This window comes from Providencia sp. PROV268 (assembly GCF_028477805.1).
GTDB lineage: Bacteria > Pseudomonadota > Gammaproteobacteria > Enterobacterales > Enterobacteriaceae > Providencia > Providencia stuartii.
In genome coordinates this window covers 1-23,145 of record NZ_JAMPLW010000010.1, presented here as the reverse complement: position 1 = coordinate 23,145, position 23,145 = coordinate 1, and the positions used below count along the sequence as shown (strand labels likewise).

21 protein-coding genes and 1 pseudogene are annotated in these 23,145 nt (G+C 42.5%); 8 read left to right on the top strand and 14 right to left on the bottom strand.

What is annotated here, in order from left to right:
• Nucleotides 1–2 precede the first annotated feature (2 nt).
• The 8 genes from hpaH to PR699_RS08560 form a co-directional block, all read right to left on the bottom strand.
• On the bottom strand, nucleotides 3–806 hold the full coding sequence (gene hpaH, locus PR699_RS08595; protein WP_004927346.1) for a 2-oxo-hept-4-ene-1,7-dioate hydratase: 804 nt from the start codon (nucleotides 804–806) through the stop codon (nucleotides 3–5).
• Between the two features lie 102 nt (nucleotides 807–908).
• Nucleotides 909–2,375: an NAD-dependent succinate-semialdehyde dehydrogenase gene (locus PR699_RS08590; RefSeq protein WP_004927350.1), complete on the bottom strand. Its 1,467-nt coding sequence runs from the start codon at nucleotides 2,373–2,375 to the stop codon at nucleotides 909–911.
• Nucleotides 2,372–3,598 carry a Bcr/CflA family multidrug efflux MFS transporter gene (locus tag PR699_RS08585; protein ID WP_004927355.1) on the bottom strand — a complete coding sequence of 409 codons (1,227 nt, stop codon included), beginning with the start codon at nucleotides 3,596–3,598 and terminating at the stop codon, nucleotides 2,372–2,374. The genes PR699_RS08590 and PR699_RS08585 overlap by 4 nt, the downstream gene beginning before the upstream one ends.
• Nucleotides 3,599–3,607: 9 nt before the next feature.
• Nucleotides 3,608–3,988, bottom strand: a complete 381-nt coding sequence (locus PR699_RS08580) for a 5-carboxymethyl-2-hydroxymuconate Delta-isomerase (protein ID WP_004927358.1) — start codon at nucleotides 3,986–3,988, stop codon at nucleotides 3,608–3,610.
• Nucleotides 3,989–3,997: 9 nt separating this feature from the next.
• On the bottom strand, nucleotides 3,998–4,879 hold the full coding sequence (gene hpaD, locus PR699_RS08575) for a 3,4-dihydroxyphenylacetate 2,3-dioxygenase (protein ID WP_004927362.1): 882 nt from the start codon (nucleotides 4,877–4,879) through the stop codon (nucleotides 3,998–4,000).
• A gap of 134 nt (nucleotides 4,880–5,013) precedes the next feature.
• Nucleotides 5,014–6,480: a 5-carboxymethyl-2-hydroxymuconate semialdehyde dehydrogenase gene (gene hpaE / locus PR699_RS08570; RefSeq protein ID WP_004927363.1), complete on the bottom strand. Its 1,467-nt coding sequence runs from the start codon at nucleotides 6,478–6,480 to the stop codon at nucleotides 5,014–5,016.
• Nucleotides 6,480–7,247 carry a fumarylacetoacetate hydrolase family protein gene (locus PR699_RS08565; RefSeq protein ID WP_004927367.1) on the bottom strand — a complete coding sequence of 256 codons (768 nt, stop codon included), beginning with the start codon at nucleotides 7,245–7,247 and terminating at the stop codon, nucleotides 6,480–6,482. Before PR699_RS08565 ends, hpaE begins: the two co-directional genes overlap by 1 nt.
• Nucleotides 7,247–7,876, bottom strand: a complete 630-nt coding sequence (locus tag PR699_RS08560) for a fumarylacetoacetate hydrolase family protein (RefSeq protein ID WP_004927370.1) — start codon at nucleotides 7,874–7,876, stop codon at nucleotides 7,247–7,249. The genes PR699_RS08565 and PR699_RS08560 overlap by 1 nt, the downstream gene beginning before the upstream one ends.
• A gap of 408 nt (nucleotides 7,877–8,284) precedes the next feature.
• Between PR699_RS08560 and hpaR the strand changes: the two genes are divergently transcribed.
• Nucleotides 8,285–8,737, top strand: a complete 453-nt coding sequence (gene hpaR / locus PR699_RS08555; RefSeq protein ID WP_004927374.1) for a homoprotocatechuate degradation operon regulator HpaR — start codon at nucleotides 8,285–8,287, stop codon at nucleotides 8,735–8,737.
• Between the two features lie 78 nt (nucleotides 8,738–8,815).
• On the opposite strand, the gene PR699_RS08550 is transcribed toward hpaR, so the two are convergent.
• The 4 genes from PR699_RS08550 to PR699_RS08535 all read right to left on the bottom strand — a co-directional run bounded on the left by PR699_RS08550 (nucleotide 8,816) and on the right by PR699_RS08535 (nucleotide 12,925).
• Nucleotides 8,816–10,822: a choline BCCT transporter BetT gene (locus PR699_RS08550; RefSeq protein WP_014656736.1), complete on the bottom strand. Its 2,007-nt coding sequence runs from the start codon at nucleotides 10,820–10,822 to the stop codon at nucleotides 8,816–8,818.
• Between the two features lie 468 nt (nucleotides 10,823–11,290).
• Nucleotides 11,291–11,557: a DksA/TraR family C4-type zinc finger protein gene (locus tag PR699_RS08545; protein ID WP_004927380.1), complete on the bottom strand. Its 267-nt coding sequence runs from the start codon at nucleotides 11,555–11,557 to the stop codon at nucleotides 11,291–11,293.
• 72 nt (nucleotides 11,558–11,629) lie between these two features.
• Nucleotides 11,630–12,067 carry a GNAT family N-acetyltransferase gene (locus PR699_RS08540; RefSeq protein ID WP_004927383.1) on the bottom strand — a complete coding sequence of 146 codons (438 nt, stop codon included), beginning with the start codon at nucleotides 12,065–12,067 and terminating at the stop codon, nucleotides 11,630–11,632.
• A 180-nt stretch (nucleotides 12,068–12,247) separates the two neighbouring features.
• Nucleotides 12,248–12,925, bottom strand: coding sequence for a hypothetical protein (locus tag PR699_RS08535; RefSeq protein ID WP_014656735.1), 678 nt, complete (start codon nucleotides 12,923–12,925; stop codon nucleotides 12,248–12,250).
• Between the two features lie 297 nt (nucleotides 12,926–13,222).
• Between PR699_RS08535 and PR699_RS08530 the strand changes: the two genes are divergently transcribed.
• Nucleotides 13,223–13,876: a DUF421 domain-containing protein gene (locus PR699_RS08530; RefSeq protein ID WP_014656734.1), complete on the top strand. Its 654-nt coding sequence runs from the start codon at nucleotides 13,223–13,225 to the stop codon at nucleotides 13,874–13,876.
• Nucleotides 13,877–13,953: 77 nt separating this feature from the next.
• Here the strand turns inward: PR699_RS08530 and PR699_RS08525 are convergent, their stop codons facing one another.
• Entirely contained in the window at nucleotides 13,954–15,663 is a 1,710-nt protein-coding gene (locus PR699_RS08525; RefSeq protein ID WP_004927389.1) for a phosphoethanolamine transferase CptA, read from the bottom strand.
• Nucleotides 15,664–16,033: 370 nt separating this feature from the next.
• Between PR699_RS08525 and PR699_RS08520 the strand changes: the two genes are divergently transcribed.
• From PR699_RS08520 to ccmB, 3 genes are read left to right on the top strand one after another with little or no spacing between them, the layout of a single operon-like run.
• The gene (locus PR699_RS08520; RefSeq protein ID WP_004927391.1) at nucleotides 16,034–17,209 is read left to right on the top strand and encodes an ion channel; all 1,176 of its coding nucleotides are present in this window, start codon (nucleotides 16,034–16,036) and stop codon (nucleotides 17,207–17,209) included.
• A 15-nt stretch (nucleotides 17,210–17,224) separates the two neighbouring features.
• A complete protein-coding gene (gene ccmA / locus PR699_RS08515; RefSeq protein WP_014656733.1) occupies nucleotides 17,225–17,842 on the top strand; it encodes a cytochrome c biogenesis heme-transporting ATPase CcmA in 618 nt (205 codons plus the stop codon).
• Complete coding sequence (ccmB, locus tag PR699_RS08510; RefSeq protein ID WP_004927397.1) at nucleotides 17,842–18,507, top strand: heme exporter protein CcmB; 666 nt, start codon at nucleotides 17,842–17,844, stop codon at nucleotides 18,505–18,507. Before ccmA ends, ccmB begins: the two co-directional genes overlap by 1 nt.
• Nucleotides 18,508–18,711: 204 nt before the next feature.
• On the opposite strand, the gene ugpQ is transcribed toward ccmB, so the two are convergent.
• Nucleotides 18,712–19,452, bottom strand: a complete 741-nt coding sequence (gene ugpQ, locus PR699_RS08505; RefSeq protein WP_004927402.1) for a glycerophosphodiester phosphodiesterase — start codon at nucleotides 19,450–19,452, stop codon at nucleotides 18,712–18,714.
• Between the two features lie 489 nt (nucleotides 19,453–19,941).
• On the opposite strand from ugpQ, the gene PR699_RS08500 reads away from it, so the two are divergent.
• From PR699_RS08500 to PR699_RS08490, 3 genes and pseudogenes are all read left to right on the top strand, one after another.
• A complete protein-coding gene (locus PR699_RS08500; protein ID WP_014656732.1) occupies nucleotides 19,942–22,047 on the top strand; it encodes a type VI secretion system Vgr family protein in 2,106 nt (701 codons plus the stop codon).
• Nucleotides 22,044–22,850 carry a DUF4123 domain-containing protein gene (locus tag PR699_RS08495; RefSeq protein WP_004927410.1) on the top strand — a complete coding sequence of 269 codons (807 nt, stop codon included), beginning with the start codon at nucleotides 22,044–22,046 and terminating at the stop codon, nucleotides 22,848–22,850. Before PR699_RS08500 ends, PR699_RS08495 begins: the two co-directional genes overlap by 4 nt.
• Nucleotides 22,847–23,145: pseudogene (locus PR699_RS08490) on the top strand (hypothetical protein); the annotation flags it as partial. The gene PR699_RS08495 and the pseudogene PR699_RS08490, both read left to right, overlap by 4 nt.

The following is a 23,145-nucleotide window of genomic DNA, read 5'->3' as shown; positions in this document are numbered from 1 at the left end:
CCTTATACGAAGCGGCAACTGACGGAACCCATCACGCCGTAGTCCACATGAAATACATCCCCTTTACGAGCAGGAACCGGTCGAGTAAATGAGCCACCTAAAATGATTTGGCCAGCTTCTAGTTGGACGTTGTGTGGCGCGAGTTTATTTGCCAGCCAAGCAACCCCGTTTGCAGGGTGGTTAAGTACCGCAGCCGCGACGCCAGACTCTTCAATAACACCGTTACGGTACAGCAATGCACTGATCCATCGTAAATCAAGGTCGCGAGGTTTGATTGGTCTCCCCCCTAAGATCACCGCCGCATTCGCCGCATTATCTGAAATGGTATCGAATACTTTGCGTGGGCGCTTTGTTTCAGGATCAATACCGTGGCAACGGGCATCAATAAGCTCAAGTGCCGGTATGACATAATCAGTTGCGTTATAAACATCAAACAGGGTGCAGTTTGGGCCACTTAAGGGTTTTGCTAAAACAAATGCTAGCTCAACTTCAATACGTGGAACGATAAAACGATCTGTTGGAATTTCACAACCATCGTCAAAAAACATATCGTCGAGAAGTGCACCGTAGTCAGGTTCATCAATTTGAGAACTAGCCTGCATAGCTTTCGATGTTAAGCCAATTTTATGGCCTTTCAGTGAACGACCTTCAGCGATTTTTAGGCCAACCCATTCACGTTGAATAGCGTATGCGTCTTCAATGGTGATTTGTGGATGATCCAATGAAATCTGACGGATCTGTTCACGTGTTTTCTCGGCCTGATTAAGGCGCTGTGCAACTTGCGATATGACATCTTTTTGTAACATGCGAGTATTGCTCCTGTTGAACTCTGCTTATCACGCAAGAAACGTTGGGCGCTTTCTAACCCGCACTGCCAGATGGCAGTGCGCTAATCTGTAAAGGTCAAATTAGTTTGTAGATAGCCCACCGAAGCAGAGATATTTCACTTCCAGATAGTCTTCAATTCCGTAACGTGAACCTTCACGCCCCAGCCCTGACTGCTTAATGCCACCAAATGGGGCAACTTCATTTGAGATAATGCCTTCATTGATACCGACCATGCCGCTTTCGAGTGCTTCTGCAACACGGTAGATGCGGCCGATATCTCTAGAATAGAAATAGGAAGCCAGACCAAATTCGGTATCATTTGCTAAATCAATGGCTTCTTGTTCATCGCGGAACTTAAACAGAGGCGCCAATGGACCAAAAGTCTCTTCTTTGGCGACGATCATAGATTCAGTGACGTCTGCTAATACGGTTGGCTCGAAGAACAATCCGCCTAATGAAGCAGGTTTACCGCCTGCCAGTACGCGTGCGCCTTTAGAAACCGCATCTGCAATATGCTCGGTGACTTTATCAACCGCAGCTTGGTTAATCAGAGGGCCTTGTTGTGAATCGGCTTGAGTTGCTGGGCCGATTTTTAGCTCAGTGACTGCTTTTGCTAAGCGTTTAGCAAATTCATCATAGACGCCTTCTTGAACTAAAATACGGTTAGCACAAACACAGGTTTGCCCGCTGTTGCGGAATTTAGCCGCTAATGCGCCCTGTACGGCGGCATCAAGGTCGGCATCGTCAAACACGATAAAAGGCGCATTGCCACCGAGCTCCAATGATAGCTTTTTCACTGTATCGGCACATTGCGCCATCAGTAATTTGCCAACGCGTGTGGAGCCAGTGAAAGTCAGTTTACGAACAACAGGACTTGATGTGAGTACACCACCAATGGCTTTTGCATCTGTACCTGGCACGATGTTGAACACCCCTGCTGGGATACCAGCTTCTTCACCTAATGCGGCTAGTGCTAATGCTGATAATGGGGTCTCAGCCGCAGGTTTCAGTACCATCGTACATCCTGCCGCCAGTGCTGGGCCAACCTTACGGGTGATCATGGCATTTGGGAAGTTCCATGGCGTAATCGCAGCGACCACACCCACAGGCTGTTTAATCGTCACTAAGCGGCGACCAGGAAGTGGAGATGGGATTGTTTCGCCATAAACGCGTTTACCTTCCTCGGCAAACCACTCAATAAAGCTTGCACCATAGGCGATTTCACCCATTGATTCTGTGATGGATTTGCCTTGCTCCCAACTGAGTAGCTCTGCAAGCTCTTTTTGGTTTTCCATCATCAATTGGAACCACTTATTAAGAATTTGGCTACGCTCTTTGGCACTTTTAGCACGCCAAGCGGGTAGGGCTTTTTCCGCAGCATCAATCGCTTGTTGGGTTTGTGCTGCACCTACATTACTGACTTTTGCAATGACTTCACCGTTCGCAGGGTTAGTGACATCGAATTGACTATTGTCGTTGGCGTTAACCCATTGACCGTTGATATAAGCCTGCTGGCGGAATAAGGTAGAATTGACATTGATACTCATTTTTCTTTTTTCTCCGAAGGCACTGAGACTAACTGTGAGCGGACATTTTTAGCCGAGAAACGTTGGCTTGTGAAACTTAATCCGGCACAGACAGCCATAACCAGTGCCATAGCAAATGGGGATTCATCCTGTAGTACAGAAACTGCAACACTTGCCAGCGCCGCCAATGCAAATTGAATCGAAATAGCAAGCGCACTGGCGCTACCGGCAATTTTTCCTCGATGCTGCAATAACAGTGATAAGCTATTTGTACCGATAGCATTGACCATCGATAAAAACAGCACCACCAGAATAACAATAATAGGCAGGCTTTGCTGGTAGAAAATGAGTAGTAATAGCCCAAACAGTAATTGCGCACCACTTTGTAGGCAGAGTATGCGAGTTAAACTGTATACTTTGAGCAGTCTGACATTCAGTAGTAATACCACTATCATCCCGAGAATATTACAGCCGAATAATAAACCGTAGTGCTGCTCCGATACGCCAAAATAGTTGATATAAACAAAGGGAGAGCCGCTGATAAAGGCAAACATACCCGCAAAAGAGAATGCCATCGTACCGATAATACTCAGTGCTTCTCTATCGCTTAAAACTTGAGCGTAATTTTGAAACGCGACACTGAGTAAATTTTTAGATTCTTTCTGTGGTGTCAAGGTTTCAGGAAGCAAGAAGAAAATACAACTTGCAGAACAAAGACCTATCAGTGCAAGAAGATAGAAGATCGCTTGCCACTGAAAGTGAATTAATAAAAAGCCACCGAGTAGGGGAGCCAGTAAGGGCGCTATCATAGTGACTAACGTCATCAAAGATAAAACTTTAGGCAGTTCACCTGTTGGGTAAACGTCTCGAGCAATGGCTCGTGCCATGACAATGGCGGCTCCACTACCGAAGGCTTGTAACGCACGAAAAGCAATTAATGCGTCAGCCGAAGAGGCTTGCGCGCACAGTAAACTTGCGAGCGTAAAAATAGTTAGGCCACTTAACAGCATCTTACGGCGACCAAGAATGTCGCTGAGTGGCCCATAAAACAACATGCCAATACAGAAGCCAGCAAAGAATGCGCCGAGTGTATACTGCATCTGCCCTTGGCTCGCCTGGAGGTCATTTCCCATTTGCGGCAGAGCAGGCAGATACATATCTATCGATAATGGCCCAAATGCAACCAGTGACCCTAATAATGGGATCAAGTAGCGAGGGATCTGTTTATCGAATGGCGTCGGCATCAGGCTTCCTTATTTAAATAAAGCGTGAACATTGTTTTGTTTGTAATTCAACACGGGATCAAGCTCTTCCATGGTAAATGATAGAGCGAGATACCTATCACTCATTAACTGAGCAAAGTGTTCTTTGATGAGGGTAAATAGCATCTCACCTGTTTTTTGACGATCTTCAAGAGAACGCCCTGAACCAATTTTGAGTGTCATATGGACAAAGGCGTAATCATGTTTACCATCAGCCATCTGCCAAGTATCTAACCAAATAGCACGGCTACGAATGCCGCCTAAAGGAAAAATACCAGTTCCTGCTAATGCACTATTTACCTTGGAAAATAGCTCAGGCAAATTCGCTTGTTCACGGATATTGTCGGTACACTCAGCAATAAAATGCGGCATGACGACTCCTTACGCACTGACTTTTTGTTTATCGGTGATATAGCTTGGCAACGGGAAAATAGCGTTAATTTGTCCGGTACCTGAACTGGCGAACAAATCGGTCAGCACTTCAACTTTTTCTGCATATTTATCCCAACCTAGCATGCCTAATAGCATCACCGTATCGTGCATATGACCTTCGCCATAACAGTAGTCAGCGTATTCCGGCAGCATCTTACAGAACTCACTAAAACGGCCTTCACGCCACAATTTGACGACACGCTTATCCATTTGCTCATCAAATTCACGGGTATAATTGTTCATCCCTTCTTCTGCACGATGGTCATCAATAAAGCGATGCGATAATGAGCCACTCGCGAGTACAGCAACCGTGCCATCATATTTTTCGATGGCTGTGAGTACGGCTTCGCCTAATTTACGGCTGTCTTCAAAACTGTGAGAGGTGCAAAATGCAGAAATAGAGATCACTTTAAAGTGGCGATCACTATTCATATAGCGCATAGGAACTAAGGTGGCATATTCTAACGTTAGGCTTGGGATTTCGTGGGATTGAGCACGAACGCCTAGTTTACGGGCTTCTTCACCGATCATGCGACCAAGCTCGGAGTTACCATCATATTCATATTCCATATCACGAATAAAATGAGGGAGTTCGTTACTCGTATAGATCCCTTTAAAGTGATCGGCACAGTTGATGTGATATGCACTGTTAACTAACCAGTGAGTATCAAAAACAATAATAGTATCAACACCAAGTTCGCGGCAGCGGCGGCTGATCTCTTTATGACCGTCAATGGCGGATTGGCGGCAGCCATGATGTTTGCCGGGTAATTCTGACAAGTACATGGATGGAACATGCGTTATTTTTGCCGCAAGTGCTAATTTACCCATAAGTTTTTACCTCCCCCGTGATATTTCGAGCTGTAGCGTGTGAGTGATTTTTCGCTACAGCCCGAATTATTTAGGGCATAAGTTAGATTAAATATTTATTATTGAATTTCCAATAAACTAAATATCTCAATAAATTAAACACCCCAACGAGGAATGTTGTGATCCCCGAAGGAAATACAAACGTTCTTCATTTCTGCAAAAACTTCAAAGCTATATTCACCGCCTTCACGACCAACACCAGAGGCTTTAACGCCACCAAATGGTTGACGTAAATCACGTACGTTTTGTGTATTAACAAACACCATACCGGCTTCAATGTTGCGTGATAAGCGAAGGATCTTGCTGACATCTTGTGTCCAAATATAAGATGCGAGACCATACTCAACATCATTTGCCATACGTAGGCCATCTTCTTCTGACTTGAATGGGATCAAGCAGGCAACTGGCCCAAAGATCTCTTCTTGCGCAACACGCATACGGTTATCGACATCTGCTAATACGGTCGGGCGTAAGAAGTTACCATTTTTCAGATGTGCAGGTAGGTCGGTTGGCTTGTCTGGGCCACCAGCCAGTAATGTTGCCCCTTCTTCTACACCAAGGCGAATATAGCCGGATACCTTGTTCCAATGCTGTTCACTGATCAGTGCACCAACTTGTGTTTTTGGATCCGTTGGGTCGCCGACAATTAGGCGATTAGCGCGCTCAGCGAAGCGCTTAACAAATTCAGGGTAGATACTTTCTTGGATGAAAATACGAGAACCGGCAGTACAACGTTCACCATTAATTGAGAAAATGGTAAACAGAGCCGCATCTAATGCACGTTCGATATCGGCATCTTCAAATATCAGAACAGGGGATTTGCCGCCAAGTTCCATCGAATATTTTTTCAGACCCGCGTTTTGCATGATCACGCGGCCTGTTGCTGTTCCACCAGTAAAGGAAACGGCACGAACGTCATGGTGTTTGACTAGAGCGTCACCTGCTGTGCTGCCGTAACCTTGCACAACGTTAAGTACGCCAGCAGGGATCCCCGCTTCTAATGCCAGCTCACCTAAACGGTTTGCTGATAATGGTGACAGTTCAGACATTTTTAAAACAGCGGTGTTACCTAGGGCTAAACAAGGTGCTGTTTTCCATGTTGCCGTCATGAATGGCACGTTCCAAGGGGAGATCAGTGCACAGACACCAACAGGTTGGATCAGGGTGTAGTTCATCATTTTGTCGTCAACAGGGTAGGTACGACCATTCATCTGTTGGCAGACTTCGGCAAAAAACTCAAAGTTATGTGAAGCACGAGGGATCAACACATTTTTGGTTTGATGAATTGGCAAACCTGTATCCTGAGTTTCCATTTCTGCAATTTCAGGGACGTTTTGGTCGATCAATTCACCAAGACGGCGCATCAAACGAGCACGCTCTTTCATTGGCGTATTAGCCCATTTAGGGAATGCCTCTTTGGCTGCCGCAACGGCTTGATTTATTTCATCTTGACCACCAGAAGCCACTTCAGCGAGTACTTCACCTGTTGCAGGGTTGGTGGTTTGGAAATATTCTTTGCTGGCAACATTTTTGCCATTGATCCAATGGTTAATCTTAGTCATTACACTCGTTCCTCATATTCTTTTTCGCTGACAATATAGTTAATCAGCCGGCCTACACCCTCAACTTCAACGATCACTTCATCACCAGGTACGACATCAGAAAGGCCTTTTGGTGTTCCTGTTGCGATCATGTCACCCGGTTGCAGTGTCATAAAATCACTGAGATAGGAAATTAAAAATGGGATATTGAAAATGAGATCAGCAGTGGTTCCTTTCTGGCGCAACTCACCGTTTACATAGGTATATAGCGCAAGGTTATGGGGATCTTTAACCTGATCTTTATCGATAACCCATGGACCGATAGGCGTTAAAGTGTCACGGCTTTTAACACGCAGGTTGGGGCGATAGTAATTTTCTAAATAGTCACGGATCGCATAATCATTACATACGGTGTAGCCTGCAACATAATCCATCGCATCTTCTTGTGATACTTTGTATGCCGCTTTACCAATGACCACAACAAGCTCTGACTCATAATGCATATAGTCAACATTATCGGGGCGCACTGAAACTTGGCGATGGCCTGTTAATGTGTTATCTGCTTTGATAAAAATCAGAGGCTCTTCAGGTGGCTTGAAATCAAGTTCAGTAGCATGGTCGGCATAATTTAAGCCCAGTGCGAACAGTGTGCCTCTAACAGGAGGTAACCATTCAACATTAGCATCATCGCCTGCAATAACTTGGCCATTTGGTAATGTGATTTGCTCGTTTTCACCAACCGTAACGGAATACTCAGTACCTTGGTAACGAATTTTTGCGTGTTTCATTATTGTCCTCCTGCCACAACAACGTTATTGCTTAGGCTCGGAAAGCCTTCTGCTTGAACAGTGACTTCATCACCAGGCTGAATGGTGACGCGTTGATGAGGCGTGCCCATCAGTATCACATCACCCGCTTTTAACGTGGCAAATTCACTGAGTGCGGCAACTAACTCACTGGCATCACGAACCAGATCTTTTGTAGACCAACGGTCAGCTTCTTTACCATTGATGAGGGTGATAATGTCGACAGGGGCAGTTAATGTTGTTTCAACCATTTCCCCAATAGGGCAGAAACTATCACAGCATTTTGCTTTGATAGCAGGACGATAAAATGAGTCTTCAGGTAGGCTGACTTCATTTGCTAATGCAAAGCCCGCAATATAATTTTTGGCTTCTGACTGGCTGACTTTACGTGCATCTTTACCAATAACCAGTGCTAGCGTTGCACCACTTTGCACCACTTCACCGGCAGGGTGCAAAATAGGCTCCCCTGAATTGATCCGAGTATTACGCGGCTTTATAAACCACACAGGTGTTTTTGGTGGGGTTTTATAAGGGGCTTGCCCGAATGCCTCATGCCAGTGAGCCACTTGGCTTTGATGATTGAGGGCAACGGCAAATACAGTGCCTTTCATTGACAACTCCTTATTAGGAAAACGATGATTTCGAATGATTGTTAATATATTAATAATGTATAAAGTGGTAATTGGCAATAGGCTAGAGAAATTGTTAATTTTAATTGTGATCTCTTTAACATATTCAGAAGGTTTTTATGTAACCTATTGATATTCAGTATTCTGATATTTTTTTTGAATTTTTATTGTAACTTTTTATTAACTTTTTGGTTTGCTGTTGAATTGTTTACTCATTAATATTTTGGGGTTTTTCTTTGTGATTGTTATTTTACCGTGCTAACCTTGGTTTTAAGTGGATAGAATAGGCTATCACTAAGGGTAAATTTGCGGTGTAAAGGCGCAATAGATTGTGTAATACCAATTTAATTGGTATTAAATAAACATTTTAGAGTGGTGAGTTTTAAACTTATGCATGAATCATTGACAATTGCATTATTACAGGCAAGAGAGACCGCGATGGGGTTCTTTCGCCCTATTTTAAAGTCATACAATTTGACTGAACAGCAATGGCGTATTATCCGAGTACTTGCCGATAAACGCTCTATTGATTTCCATGAGTTATCAGTTCAAACCTGTATTCTTCGTCCAAGTTTGACAGGGATTTTGACTCGTATGGAGCGGGAAGGGTTAATTTTTCGCTTAAAGCCACTCAATGATCAGCGTAAGCTCTATGTTTCTCTGACGCCTAGTGGTCAAACATTGTACGATAAAGCACGTCAAGAAGTGGAAGAGGGCTATCAAAAAATTGAGCAGGCATTTTCTCAGGAGAAAATGCAACAATTAACCGCACTGCTGGATGAATTAATTGCTTTAGAAAGCCCTGATTACAGCCATATTGCGGATAAAAAAGAGAGCGCTTAGGGCGAATTTCGCATGTCGTGGGCAATAAATAAATTGCCCCCTAATCAGCAACATTCTGATTAGGGGGCTTTTCGTTGTTTACTTACCTAGTAGATGTAGGAAGTGAATATGTTTTTCGTACTGGTCGAGAATATCATGGATGACCTGTTCTTTGGTCCAGCCCATAACATCATAGTCTTGCCCACCTTCTTTAAGGTGAACCTCTGCACGATAATATTTCTGCTCTTCGCTTTTTTCATCATCGCTCTCTGTTCCCATGCCAGAAAGGGCAAAAGAAGGTTGGACATAGTAGCGCAAGCGAACTTCGTATAGGAAGTTCATATCCTCACCTAAATCGACCTCGAAGCCAATCCTATCATCTTTATCATTATAGATATGGCAAGTCGTATTCTGCTTCTCAAGCTCCTCTGAGACCATTTCCATCGATGGATGAACAACCTCACCGAGAAAACGTTTTACTTGGTTACGTTTTGGGAAATACGCGATATTACGTAAGCGTCGTTGCCATGGAATTGGATTGCGGCTCGCTGTCGGAGCAATTGTGGCTAATTGTTGGCTATCACGTTTATAAGCATCAATACGCAATGCTTTAAATAAGCCATAAATTGCTGCTAATAGTACCATCGCAAACGGCAAGGCGCTGGCAATAGTTAAGGTTTGTAGTGCTTGTAAGCCACCTGCAAGTAATAATGTGATAGCAACGACACCCATTAAACCAGCCCAGAAAATACGCTGCCAAACTGGGGTATTTGAATCACCACCCGATGCTAAAGTATCAACAACCATTGCCCCAGAGTCAGCCGAAGTGACAAAGAAGACGACCACCATCAGCATAGCAAAAAATGATAGTACGGTAGAGAAAGGGAAGTAGGTTAAAAATTCAAACAGGGCGAGTGAAACATCTGATTGCACTGTTTCTGCCAGTTTAACGGCATCTTGGTTTTTAATCAGGTTAATGGCGGAATTACCGAAGAACGTCATCCACATCAAGGTAAAGCCAGCAGGAACAAATAGAACGCCAGTGACGAACTCACGAATAGTACGTCCACGTGAAATTCGCGCGATAAACATCCCAACAAATGGCGACCAAGAGAGCCACCAACCCCAATAAAGTAATGTCCAACCACCTAACCAATCACTGGATTTAGGCTCATAGGCATATAAGTTAAAGGTTTTGTTGACTATCTCGGATAGATAACCACCTGTGTTTTCAACAAATGATTTCAGTAATAAAACGGTTGGCCCTAAGATCAACACCAGCAGCATCAATATAAAGGCTAAACCTAAGTTTAATTCAGAAAGAATGCGGATCCCTTTATCTAGGCCTGAAACCACAGACAGCGTCGCAAGGCCAGTAAAGACAACGATCAGAATAACTTGTACGGTTGGGCTAACAGGCAGACCAAACAGGTGATTCATCCCTGCATTAACCTGCAATACGCCAAAGCCTAATGATGTCGCAACCCCAAAAACAGTACCGACAACCGCGAAAATATCGACAAAGTGGCCAATAGGGCCATAAATACGATCACCAATAATAGGATACAGTGCGGAGCGGAGGGTCAGCGGTAACCCATGGCGGTAGCTAAAAAAGGCTAAAATCAGCGCCACAATGGCGTAAATCGCCCAAGCGTGTAAGCCCCAATGGAAGAAGGTCAAACGCATTGCCTCTTTCGCGGCTTCAACCGTTTGCGGATCACCGACTGGTGGGTTGAGGTAGTGCATTACAGGCTCTGCAACACCAAAGAACATTAACCCTATCCCCATACCTGCGGAAAACAGCATGGCAAACCAAGACACATAGCTAAAATTAGGTTGTGCGTGATCGGGGCCGAGTTTTATCTGTCCATAACGAGAGAGTCCCAGATAAGTCACACTCAAAAGAATGATAGCGACGGCTAGAATATAGAACCAGCTAGCATTATTGAATAGGTTTTGTTGAAGATGACTTAGATGAGATTCTGCTACTTCCGGCATGATGGCGGCAAAACCAACAATAACCATAATCACAAGTGCAGAGGTATAAAATACCGGGGGACTAATTTTTGAGCGATTTTTTTTAGAATCAGTATCGTTTTGACTCATAACAACCTTCTTTGATTTATTTTATTTTTGACATACCAATAATCTGTTGGGTATGCAACGCGCTGTCCTTCTTAATGAAACAATGAAATTGCGAAAGGGTTCCCAGTGGGGAAACAGTAGAAAGAACAATAATGAAACAGTTTGCAGAGATAGCGATAAAAACGGTTATTGCGGCCGTTGCTATCAAATGTTTTTTTAGCTGTTATTACTCCATTTGCGAAAAAACCGGCGGATATATTGCCATATATCGAGACTAGTTTCAAATAAACAGGAAAAACCTCTATGTTTTCATGAAAATATAGCCTTATAAATCACATTATTAACTATCATTGTTGTTATCTTTTTAACTATTTAACAAAAAGTTAGATAAAAAGCTTAGAAAGGTTAATTAAATTAACATTAATATTCGGATTTTAGGTAGAAATAAATATTGGTAGAGTTTCGGTGTTATTTAGGAATAGGGCATATTCACCGTAACTGACTATCTTTACTCCCTCGGCGATTATAACCACTAAATGTGGCACTTTTTTGATCGGCGGCATTTTGGCAAGTGATACAGAGCTGTACGCCAGGGAGTGCCTTGCGGCGGGCGAGAGGAATAGGCTCACCACATTCAACACAGTATTCAGCACTTTCGCCTGAATGGAGTTGACTGCGAGCCTTAGCGATAGCGTCATCAAGAGTGGCATCAATTTGTTCTTGAACCGCATTTTCGTTAGCCCAACCATTTGCCATAATCACCTCGTACAAAAAAGCATCACTTTATTGATCATAAGGGGGGATATGGAAAATTCAAGGCGTTAGAACTTAAATTAACGGTAGAACCATATAGATATGATCCATACCATCTTCGTCATACATTTCGCCTTGTGTGTGATAGCCTAATGTTTCGTAAAAGGCGATTGCGGTATGTTGTGCAGATAGTCCTACAGCATGAAATTGGTTCTCGATAGCGTACTGCTCAACAAATTTCATTAACTTACGTCCAAAGCCTTTGCCTCGATATTGTTTAAGTACCGCGACTCTGCCCACTTTTATCACTTTGTCGGCTTGTAAAATACAACGTAGTACAGCAACAGGGCTATTTTCTAGGTATAGCACCACATGTAATGCGTCATCATCATATACATCTACATCGATTTCAGCAGGAAAGCCTTGTTCATGGGTAAAAACTTGTTGGCGAAGCGCGAAAGCGTGATTAACGATTTTAGGATCAGTATACCCAAGGCTATATCTCACTTGCATGTTGTCTCCAATTTATAAGGTAACGTGTTTATATTATTTCGGTTTTAAATTGTTATACCAGAATTGAGGGGGAACAGGACATGGTTTTGTGTGCTTTACTTTCTCCGTATAAAAATATAAAAAAAAGCAGGCCAGCGTAGACCTGCTTTGAGAATAAACCGAGTTATCTAGCACAGATAGTTATTTGTTTTCTGCTTTTAATTCTTCAGTTTTATTTTTGGCATCAGTCGCTAGTTCATCTGCTTTATTGATTGAGTCTGTTTTCACTTCTTGGCTTTTTTCTGCTATTTTATCATTTGTTTCTGATAGCTTATTTTTTGCCGATTCAGTTAATTCATCTGATTTTTTATCAGCCGCATCTTTTAGCTCTTTAGCTTTATCAGATAGCTCATCTGCCTTAGCTGAAGCTTGTTTTTCAAGTTCGTTAGCTTTCTCTGTGGCACTATTTTTAAATTCAGAGATTTTTTGCTCGCTAGCCTTTTTTAATTCATCGGCTTTCTCTGTAGCGCTTTCTTTAAGCTCAGCCGCTTTTTGCTCGCTAGCTTCTTTCAATTCATTAGCTTTCTCTGTGGCGTTCTCTTTAAGCTCAGCTGCTTTTTGTTCGCTAGCTTCTTTTACTTCTTTAGCCTTATCTGCAATTTCATCCGCTTTTTCTGAAGCTTGTTTTTGAAGGTCATTCGCTTTTGCTTCTGCACTATCCTTAAGTTCGGCTGCTTTTTGCTCACCAGCATCTTTTAATTGCTCCACTTTTTCTTCAGTTTGTTTCATCGTTTGATCTGTCTTTGATGAATCATCACAACCTGCCGCCATAGCGATAATACCTGCTAGAATAAGAGAACTTAACATTTTCTTTTTCATAAATATTTCCTTTAGCATGATGTAAGTGGATACGGATCTGCTATCAATAGCATGTTATAAATATAACTCATATTTTTAATAATTAAAAATCAGTTGTCTCTGAAAGTTACCTGAAATAAAAAGGTAGCATTATCAGCAAAATAGTGATTTTAATGCTTGATATCAATATTTAACTTAATAAAAAAGACGAGCTTTATTATTTCGCTATAATTAATCTTGGATATTAGCAAAAAAATAATATGCTGGTTTATTTAACTAAAATTCATAAAAACGTGAGTATACGAAAGGAAGTCTTATATGAGTTATTACTATATGCTTGTTGTAGTCAAGTTTATCATTGGTTTTGCCATTGTTCTTACTCATATGAATTTGTCTGGGAAAACGCAGCTGTCACAGATGACACCTATTGATTTTATTGGAAATTTTGTGTTAGGTGGAATTATTGGTGGTGTGATTTATAGCGATACAATCCCATTATATCAGTACATCACTTTACTCTTTATAGGTGTGTTTTTTATATCAGGGCTAAACTATTTAACTAAAAAATTTAACTTTATTCGCAACGTGACTATCGGCAATCCTATCCCTATTATTAGTAAAGGAAACTTTATTATGGAAAATATATTAGAAAAAGGGAATAAAATTGATATTTTGAATATATCCTCAAGAATTCATGCACAAGGGGTTCATTCATTCCAAGAAATCTATTATGCCCAGATTGAACCAGATGGGCAATTAACGGTTATTTGTGATCCAACAAATATGCCATCAGTGATTATTATGAAAGATGGTGTTGTTAGGCTAAATGAATTGCAATCGATAGAAAAAGACGAAGAGTGGTTAAATAAACAGATGGTTAAACATGGGATCGATAAGCCCGAATCTGTTTTTCTTGCTGAGTTTTGGCAAGGCGAAGTCAAATTTATTCGGCAAGATGGCAAAATTCAGTAACTATCACGTTTCTTAATAAAAAGATGAAGAGCCGCTAAAGGCTCTTCATCTTAGGTCTAAGATGCTTTACTGACAAATTATTTTTTCAAATCATCATACAGCATCAAAGAGGATTTATTCTCAGGGTCACCAATGTAACGCGGCTGTGGTTGGTATTCGTCACTAAATAGGCTTTTCTGAGGAGTGTAGCCTTTGTAGTTAAAGCCCGCGAGATCAGACCATGAGTAGATAAAATCCATGGTGCTATAAGGCCTATCGGTTTTACTGTTCAAATTAAAATTATGGCTTTGTAACCATTCAGGAGATTGCCATACTAGGAATGGAACATTGTAGATCACACGACTTGGTTTGCCTTCACTACGACCTAAAGTTTCATGAGGAGGTGTATCAAAGACATCTTCACCATGATCAGAGAAAAAGACTAAAAAGCCATTTTCTTTTGATGAATCAAAATCTTTAATTAATGTGGAAACAATATAATCATTGTAGTGTTGTGCGTTGTCGTAAGCATTGTAATCTTCGACTTGGCTCTCTTTGAGGTTACTTGGCACCAGACTATCTTTACCTTTAAAGATGGCTTTATCTTCAGGATAACGGAACTCATATCGCATATGGGTTCCAAGTAGGTGAACAACAATAAATTTTTTCTCAGCAGGGTCGGCCAGAGCTTCTTTAAACGGGGCTAGCACAACTTCATCGTAAATACGTGAACTTTGGGCCATATCGTTATTTAAGTAATATTGTTTATCTGTTTGTCGAGAAAAAGCGGTTAATAGCGTATTACGCTCCGTCATTGTCTGTTGGTTTGTGATCCAAAAAGTTTTAAATCCAGCTTGCTTCATCATATTCATGATTGAAGGGCGCGAATTAAATAACTCGGGCTCAGTTTGAGAGGCAAACGTGAGAATTTGCTGGAGCGCCTCTATTGTATAAGGACGAGAGGTCACGACATCGTTAAATACAGACAAATTATCGGGATACTGTTGTTTTAGCTGCTCAAGCTCTGGTGTTGTTGGGCGTTTATAACCATATAAGCTCATTCTATCGCGACTTGTTGATTCACCAATGACCAAAACAAAAGTTCTCGGCGTATTGCCATTAGCATCGATAAAGTTTTCTAATGGCGGGATCTTACTGTTATCACGGATCAGTTCTTCCATATTGGCTAACTGGTTTTTATAGAGAAAATAGCCACTAACAAATTGCCAAGGCGCAGCATAGGCAAGTTTACTATTCACATAAGACATGACATTGGCGAACGGCCTATCTTGTTTAATTCCTTTATTATAATAAGGCACGCCAAATAAGATGATTAGCACGAGCAAAGAGACACCACATCTCGCTGACACTGGCATGGTCACTGGTTTTAGTCGTGACCATAAGAAAATCGCGACCAAAGTATAAATCAATATAACCGCGATAACCTTAAAGCTAATGTATTGCCTTAAAAATTCACCTGCTTCATTTGTATTTGTTTCAAACATCACAAACATGACGCTTTGTGAGATCTGATGCCCATAGACGACAAAATAAGCGAGTGCAATGACAGATGAAAGCCAAAGAATGATACCGATAATGCCGGCAACTAATTTGATCCTTCTAGGGAAAAAGAGCGCAGGGATTAACCAGAGTGTGCTGTACAGTAAAGAGTCTCTTAATCCGACGGTGTTACTTTGTCCTGTAACAACAACATAGATTTGGAGCAATGATGAGAAATACCAGAAATAGATGAGCAACCACAGTAAAGCTGTCCAGCTAAATCTCTTTGCTTGCGTAGAATTAACCATAATTTATTGAACTCTTATTCTTAAGTCATGTTAGGTAATAAGAAAAAACGCCAAAAATCGATTTTTAGATATTATCTTAGAAATTAAGTTCAATAAAATAAACAACTAATAATTGATGAGATTTGGTTTATATTTGGTTTAATTTTACACAGGAAATAAAGTCAAATTAAGATAGCTTCAGTTTGATAGTTAGGCTTTTTTTATATTTTATTTCTCCTAAGTATAAAAATGGAACTGTATCAGTTGATATAAGGATATGTCGGTTATACCAATAAAATCAACCGAAGAACGGCATTCTAACTAACATCAATGACCAACATGTGTTATATAGACTTTATGTAATCTTATCTGAGCAGAGGGTGAAGGAAAAATGTCAGATAACGCGTTTATTGCTTTTCTGAAATCATCCTTATTTATCCGTTTAATCATCTCAATACTTATCATTTTTGATGGTTTTATGATTATTAAGCCTATATTGGGGGCTTATACTGACTATATTGATTGGCGAGCGAATGGGTTTAGTGAGTGGCTTAAATCTCTCGGCTTTATGAAGTTGCTTGATATCCCTCGTTTTTTGTTAGGAATTTCATTGATATTTTTATCTTTTTTCATGCTTAATGGTGCCCGAATCGCATGGGTGTTTTCACTGCTTTTACTGGCCATTATTTCGTTTGTTGATTTAAAAATTGCAACGGAAAACCTTCATCAAGGTTATTTTTCGCTGGTCCTTTTTTTGGCGTTGAGCTTTTTTTGGAAGCGTTATCATCATCACAGCTTAACCAGTGCGGGATTTGTGGCGATAACTTGTATCATTGCATTATTGCTTTATTCCATTTTTGGCACACTCTATATCGGTAATGAATTTCTACCTGTCGTTAAAGATGGAACCACGGCATTTTATTTCGCGTTAGTTTGTATGACGACCGTCGGTTTCGGCGATATAGTGCCAGTCTCTACAGATGCTCGGGTATTTACTGTTACGGTCATTATTCTTGGTATTACAATTTTTACAACATCAGTGGTTTATGTTGTAGGGCTGTTAGCTAAAGGAACAAAGGAAATTGTTCGCAAGAGGTTTTCTTATATGAAAAATCATTATGTTGTAATTGGTAGTACGCCAATGGCGGTAAGCATGTATGAAGGGTTAAAAAATCGCGAACTGCCAGTTGCGGTGATCTGCCAAGAAAGTCATCGCGCACATTATCCTGAGAAAGATAATATCGTCACTGGTGACCCTACAGATACAGCGCTATTAGCCGAATCGAATGTTAAACAGGCAAAATATGTATTAGTGATGACAGATAGCGACGCCTTAAGTACTTTTGTTCTCTTAGGGATAAAACAACTTGCTGGTGAAGGTGTAAAAACGGTGGTATTGGTTAACCAAGAAAGCAATATAGATAAAATTCGCCTGCTTAACCCCGACATGCTGTTTTCATTATCTTCTTTAGGGGGCGAAGTTTTGATGAAAGTGCTTTGCGGTGAAACAATATCAAATGACAGTATTAGTGATATTCTGTTAAATAAAGTGGCGAAAAACGAATAACAGGAATAAAACACTATGTTAACTGCCGAGCAAATCAGTTGTCAGCGGCAAAACAGGATGCTTTTTCAAAAGCTGGATTTCACCGTATTGCCCGGCCAAATTTTACAAGTTGAAGGGCCTAATGGTGCGGGTAAAACGACCTTATTACGTATGGTGGCTGGGCTGTTAAAACCAGATGAAGGGGATATTTTGTGGGAGCAATATTCGATTCATCAGTTAAAAGAAGATTTTACTCGTCAATTACTTTACTTAGGGCACAAGCCTGCCGTTAAATCACTACTCACTCCTTATGAGAACCTACAGTTTTATTATCAGATGCAGCATCGCCATCCTGCCGGGGATAGTTTGTGGTCGGCTCTCGAAGAAGTGTCACTCATTGGCTATGAAGATGTTCCTGTTGGTCAGTTATCAGCGGGGCAACAAAGGCGAGTGAATCTTGCAAGGTTATGGTTAAGTGAAGCTCCTTTGTGGGTGTTGGATGAGCCTTTTACTGCTATTGATGTCGCAGGCGTGAAACGTCTTACCGAACGCTTTCATCAGCATGCTGAACAAGGTGGGATCATTCTTTTTACTTCTCATCAAGCTATGTCGGGGCATTTTGGATCCTTAAAACTGACGGGCGGATATGAATAATGTTTTGGCTAGTGATTAAAAGAGAACTAAAAATAGCATTTAGAAGTTTTTCTGAATTGGTAAACCCATTATGGTTCTTCTTAATTGTTATTACGTTATTTCCATTGAGCATAGGGCCTGAGCCTCAGTTATTAGCACGTATCGCTGTTGGCATTTTTTGGGTAGCCGCGGTGCTTTCTTCTTTATTATCGCTCGAACGTCTCTTTAAAGATGACTATCTGGATGGTTCGTTAGAACAACTGTTGCTCGCACCGCATCCACTATTTTTAACGGTATTAGCTAAAGTGATTGCTCACTGGCTGGTAACTGGAGTGCCGCTAATCTTACTTTCACCGATAGCAGCTTTAATGCTCTCTTTTGACGCGAATACCCTTTCTGTACTTGCAGGTACTTTGTTGCTAGGTACACCGATCCTGAGCTTTATTGGTGCAATAGGGGCTGCTTTAACGGTATCTCTGAAAAAAGGGGGAGTACTCGTGAGTTTACTGGTGCTGCCGCTGTATATTCCTGTGCTCATTTATGCAACGGGAACAATGGAAGCGTATAGTTTTAATATGCCTTTGGGGAGTTATTTTGCGATTCTAGCTGCATTGTTAGTGGGGAGCGTGACATTTTCGCCTATCGCAATTGCCGCAGCATTAAAAATTAATATCAGTCATAATTAAACACGGTACCCAAAAACATCACTAAGGCGGTTGCACTATTTTTCAATCAGCTCCATCGTTAAAAGCAAATTAGAGTCGGGGGATAGCAATCTTCATCGTGATAAGCATAAAGCCAGAAGTGAGATTCAATGCTGGCTTTATGCTTTTTAATTATGCGGCGAGTGAAATAGTAGGTGTCTATAGATCAGTATGTAATTTATTTAATTAGGCACCAAAGTTGGGGCCAATGATATCAATCGCATCCGTACAAATTGCATCAACTCCCCAGTTTAAAAGTCGCGAAGCGCGCGCAGGGTCATTAACGGTATAAACTAAAATGTATAAGCCAGCCTCTTTTAAGCGTTTTACGCGTTTTTCATCCAATAATGTATGATCTAAATGGATGGAGACACAATCAAGCTGTGTTGTAAGGGTTTGCCAATCATCTCGCCATTCATCTAATAATAACCCTCTCGGTAGTTCAGGAGCGTATTGTTGAGCCGAAATTAGTGCTTCAATTGAGAAAGATGAAATCAATGGGGCTGTTTGTCCTTGCCACAGTTGACGAGCTGCAAGCGCAACAATTTGACCTGTTTTAGCTTCCAAGCCTGTCGTTGGTTTGATCTCAATATTTGCCATCATGCCATGTTGCTGACAACGTTTTGCGACCTCAGAGAGTAAAGGCAGCCGCTCTTTGGCGAATTCTGGACCATACCAGCTTCCAGCATCGATATTTGATAATTGCTCCCAATTTAATTCCCCTGCAATACCATGACCATCACTGGTGCGCTCAAGAGTATCATCATGTAATAAAAAGATTTGATCATCATGGGAAAGTTTGGCATCAAACTCGATCATGGTATGTCCATATTTTGCGCCAATATCAATGGCTGCGAGTGTATTTTCAGGAGCGAGTCTGCCACCACCACGATGGGCAACAATTTTAGGATAAGGCCAAGAGTTCATAATGTTGTCTATTTTCCTATTAAAGAAATACAACGGCTTTTTAAAGCGGTGTGACCAGTATTATAGCCGAATGTCACATTATCTTACTCTTTAGCAGCTGTAAATGAAGATTAGCTCTAGAGGTAAGTTATCTATTTACAGAAAAGCGGGTGTTTATGAGAAAATAATTTTCAAAAAAACGATATAAAAGCCTATATTTGTTTTTTTATTGGTATTTTAATTTTATTTATTACTCTAATAATGATTATCTGAAAATGTGATCTTGGCGCCTTTACCGAAATTGTTTCGTTTTGTAGGATACTTAACTTAAATTTAAGTATCGCGGTTGGATACATTGATACATCGAACAACTTATTTATCTGGTTGCTTATTGCTGGTTATTGTCGAGGTTTAATCGTGATTTTCTACTATTAGCCATGACTCATTCGCGATGAATGGTTTTTATCAATAGTAGTTTGTGGCGCGGTATGATCCTCAAACGGAGCATGTATGTCCACTCAAAACTCAAGTAAATCCGCTAACCCACCTCCAGTCAAAATGACACCAGCTGGCAGGGCTTATGCGGAACAAGAACGCCGTACCGCGAAGCGAGATTCCTTCTTGAAAGCATGGTATAACGGGGAATTAAACTCTGGTTTGGTGTTTAACTGTCGTATCGATGGGCTTCCCGATGACACCTTTCAGGTTACCGAATTTGATCTACAAGAGGGGTTGTCAGAACTATTTACTTTAACTCTTCATGCGGTCAGCTCCCTACTTGATGTGGATTTCCATGATATATTAGGCGGGGCTTCTTCCTTGACTGTGAAGCGGGATGGGATAAAAATTCGTGAGGTACAAGGCTTATTGGCAAGCGCCGAGAATCTGAATACCGATGGAGTGAAAACATGGTATAAATTTGTTATACGCCCAGAAATGTGGGTGATGACTCTCAAGCAAGACAGCCGTATTTTCCAAGATACCACCGTACCAAAGATATTAGAAACCTTGCTGAATGAATCGCACATTAAACACGATAAATTGTTTTATCATCCCGAAGAGCACCTTGAACGCCCGTACATTACCCAAAAGCGTGAAACGATGTATGATTTTTGGTGCCGCCTCGCCGCCGAAGAAGGGATTACCTTTTGGTTTGAGGAAGGCCCGAAACTGTTTTACAGCGGCCGCCATTTAGGAATGACGGCAGGGATTACCCTCACTTATAACCCGCAAGCCGATACTGATACTACCGACAGTACTGCTACTACATGGCGCTATGCCGAGCAGCTGTGCAGCGATATTCGTATTGATAAAGATTACAATCAACAGCGACCTTCTCACCCGCTCAGCCATCAAGTCGTTGGTGACGTGCACCACCAACACGAAGTGTTCGAAAGTTATGGTCGCTTCCAAGAAGACGCGGAAGGGGAAACGTTCAATCAAATTCGTTATGAACAATCGCAAAATAACCGTCAAATGGGGCACGCCAGCACCAACTGTTTTGCCTTGCACCCCGGTAAGATGTTTACTTTAACCAATCACCCCAATGAGCGTATGAATAAGCGTTGGCAGGTGGTCAGGGTATCACATCACGGCGTACAACCCCTTGCCGACAACAGTGGCGGCGAAGGAACGCAGTTGTCCAACAGTGTGTCGTTTATCCCAGAGACGCAAGAGTGGCGACCGCCGTATCGTTATAAACCGACTGCTGATGGTGATGAGTTAGCGACAGTTGTGGGGCCTCCGGGAGAGGAAATCTATACCAACAGCAAAGGGGAAGTGGTGGTCTATTTCCATTGGGATAGACGCGGCACGCCCGACCACGGCGCCTCCTGCTGGGTGCCAGTGTCACACGGCTGGAGTGGCAATGGCTATGGGTTTATGAGTATTCCTCACGTCGGGCAACAGGTTTTAGTCAGTTACCTGAATGGGGATATTGATAGGCCGATTGTCACGGGGTGCACCTACAATGGACGCAATAAACCACCGTTAAATTTACCCAACGAAAAAACGCGTACCACCTTTAAAACTTGTACTCATAAAGGCGAAGGGTTTAATGAATTGCGTTTTGAAGACAAAGCCGGATACGAAGAAATCTATTTTCACGCACAGCGTGATATGAATGTGCACATTCAAAACGATAATCACACTCATATTCAGCGGGACAGCAAACAGCGCATTGACCAACATCGCTACGCTGAGATTGCGGGTGATGACCACCTCCATGTCAAAGGCACGCAAAAAGCGTTAACCGAAGGCGATGTTTTTCAGCAAGTGCTGGGGGCTTACCATCAGCAAGTGGATGGTGCATTGGTCAGTGAAAGCGGACAAGAAACCCATCTGAGCAGCCAAGGCAAAGTGGTGATTGAAGCCGCCACCGAAATCACGCTTAAAGTCGGTGGCAGCTTTGTGCGCATCACCCCGAGCAACGTGTTTACCTCGGGCAATGTGGCGATTGGTGACAGTGGAGGCGGCTCAGGGCAAGCGGTCAATCTTCAGCTCCCTGACGGGGTGGCTCCGTTTGCACCTCCGCCATACCCCATCAAACCGTACTGTGCGATGCAAGCTCAAGCCACTGGCAGTTGGGTGATTAAACCCAACGGAGGCAATGCATGAGACCGACGCCTTGGACAACGTGGTTGAGTGAGCCTCACCGTGACCCGGTGTATTTACTGCTCAATACCTTGGCGCAGCCCAACCCGACGGATGTGCTGTTTGCCAACGATTGGATTGAACAGGCGTTTCCGCTGTATAACGGCACCCCCTTGGCCCATTTAATCGCACAAAGTCCGTGGTTGGTGAAATTGAAACCGAGCGCCGCCGTCCCACTCGGGCAGCTGCTTGACCGCAAAGGCTTCAGTGACCCCAGTTGGGGCTGGGCTTACCGTAGCCCGATGGCGTGGGACGCGCAGTTACACCATTGGCAACAACGTCAATTAGTGAAACTGGATGGCGAAATGGTGGTATTACGCTTAATGGACAGCCGCATCGCCAATATCTTGATACCCAGCATGCGCGAAGCGGATTGGTATGTGTTGATGAACCCGGTGCATGAAGTGATGCTGGATACTGACACACAACCTGTCTGCCTGATATCGCCCGCCCGTGACCGTCCGCCGCTGATACCCGAGCTGAAAGTGCACCCGTTTACCTTGGGTGAGCATTTACAAACGGCGTGGGAGAACTCTGAAACGTGCATCCAACTGATGGCAGAAAACCTCGCTTGTGAATTGTGGGAGAACCAACCTGATAACGCACTGGCGCTCGACACCCCTGTAGGGCAATTGCACGAACGATTGGTCGGTTGGTTGCATATCTCCCCCATATTAGCCGGTAACGTCGCCACACGCACCCTCGCCCAGTTTACCGACTATGCCCAACAATTGGGCTGGATACCCTCGACAACGGAGCCGTCATGAGTCAAAAAACAGAATCTTGCATTATCTGTGACAACTACCGATTTTGGATTAACCTGCAATTGGTGGATGATAAAGGACAACCATTAATTGGCGTGGCTTATACTTTATCCGAACGTGGCACAGGGCGCACCTTAGCGGGCAGCAGTGATACGCAAGGGCTAATACACGCCGAAGGCATGACGGCACGCCCGTATACTTTAACCCTTGAGCCGCAGTCACTGGCGGATGCACTGACCACCCTATCTCCTCCGACGGCGATTCAAGGCAAAGATAAATCGTTGAAAGATTTTTGTCG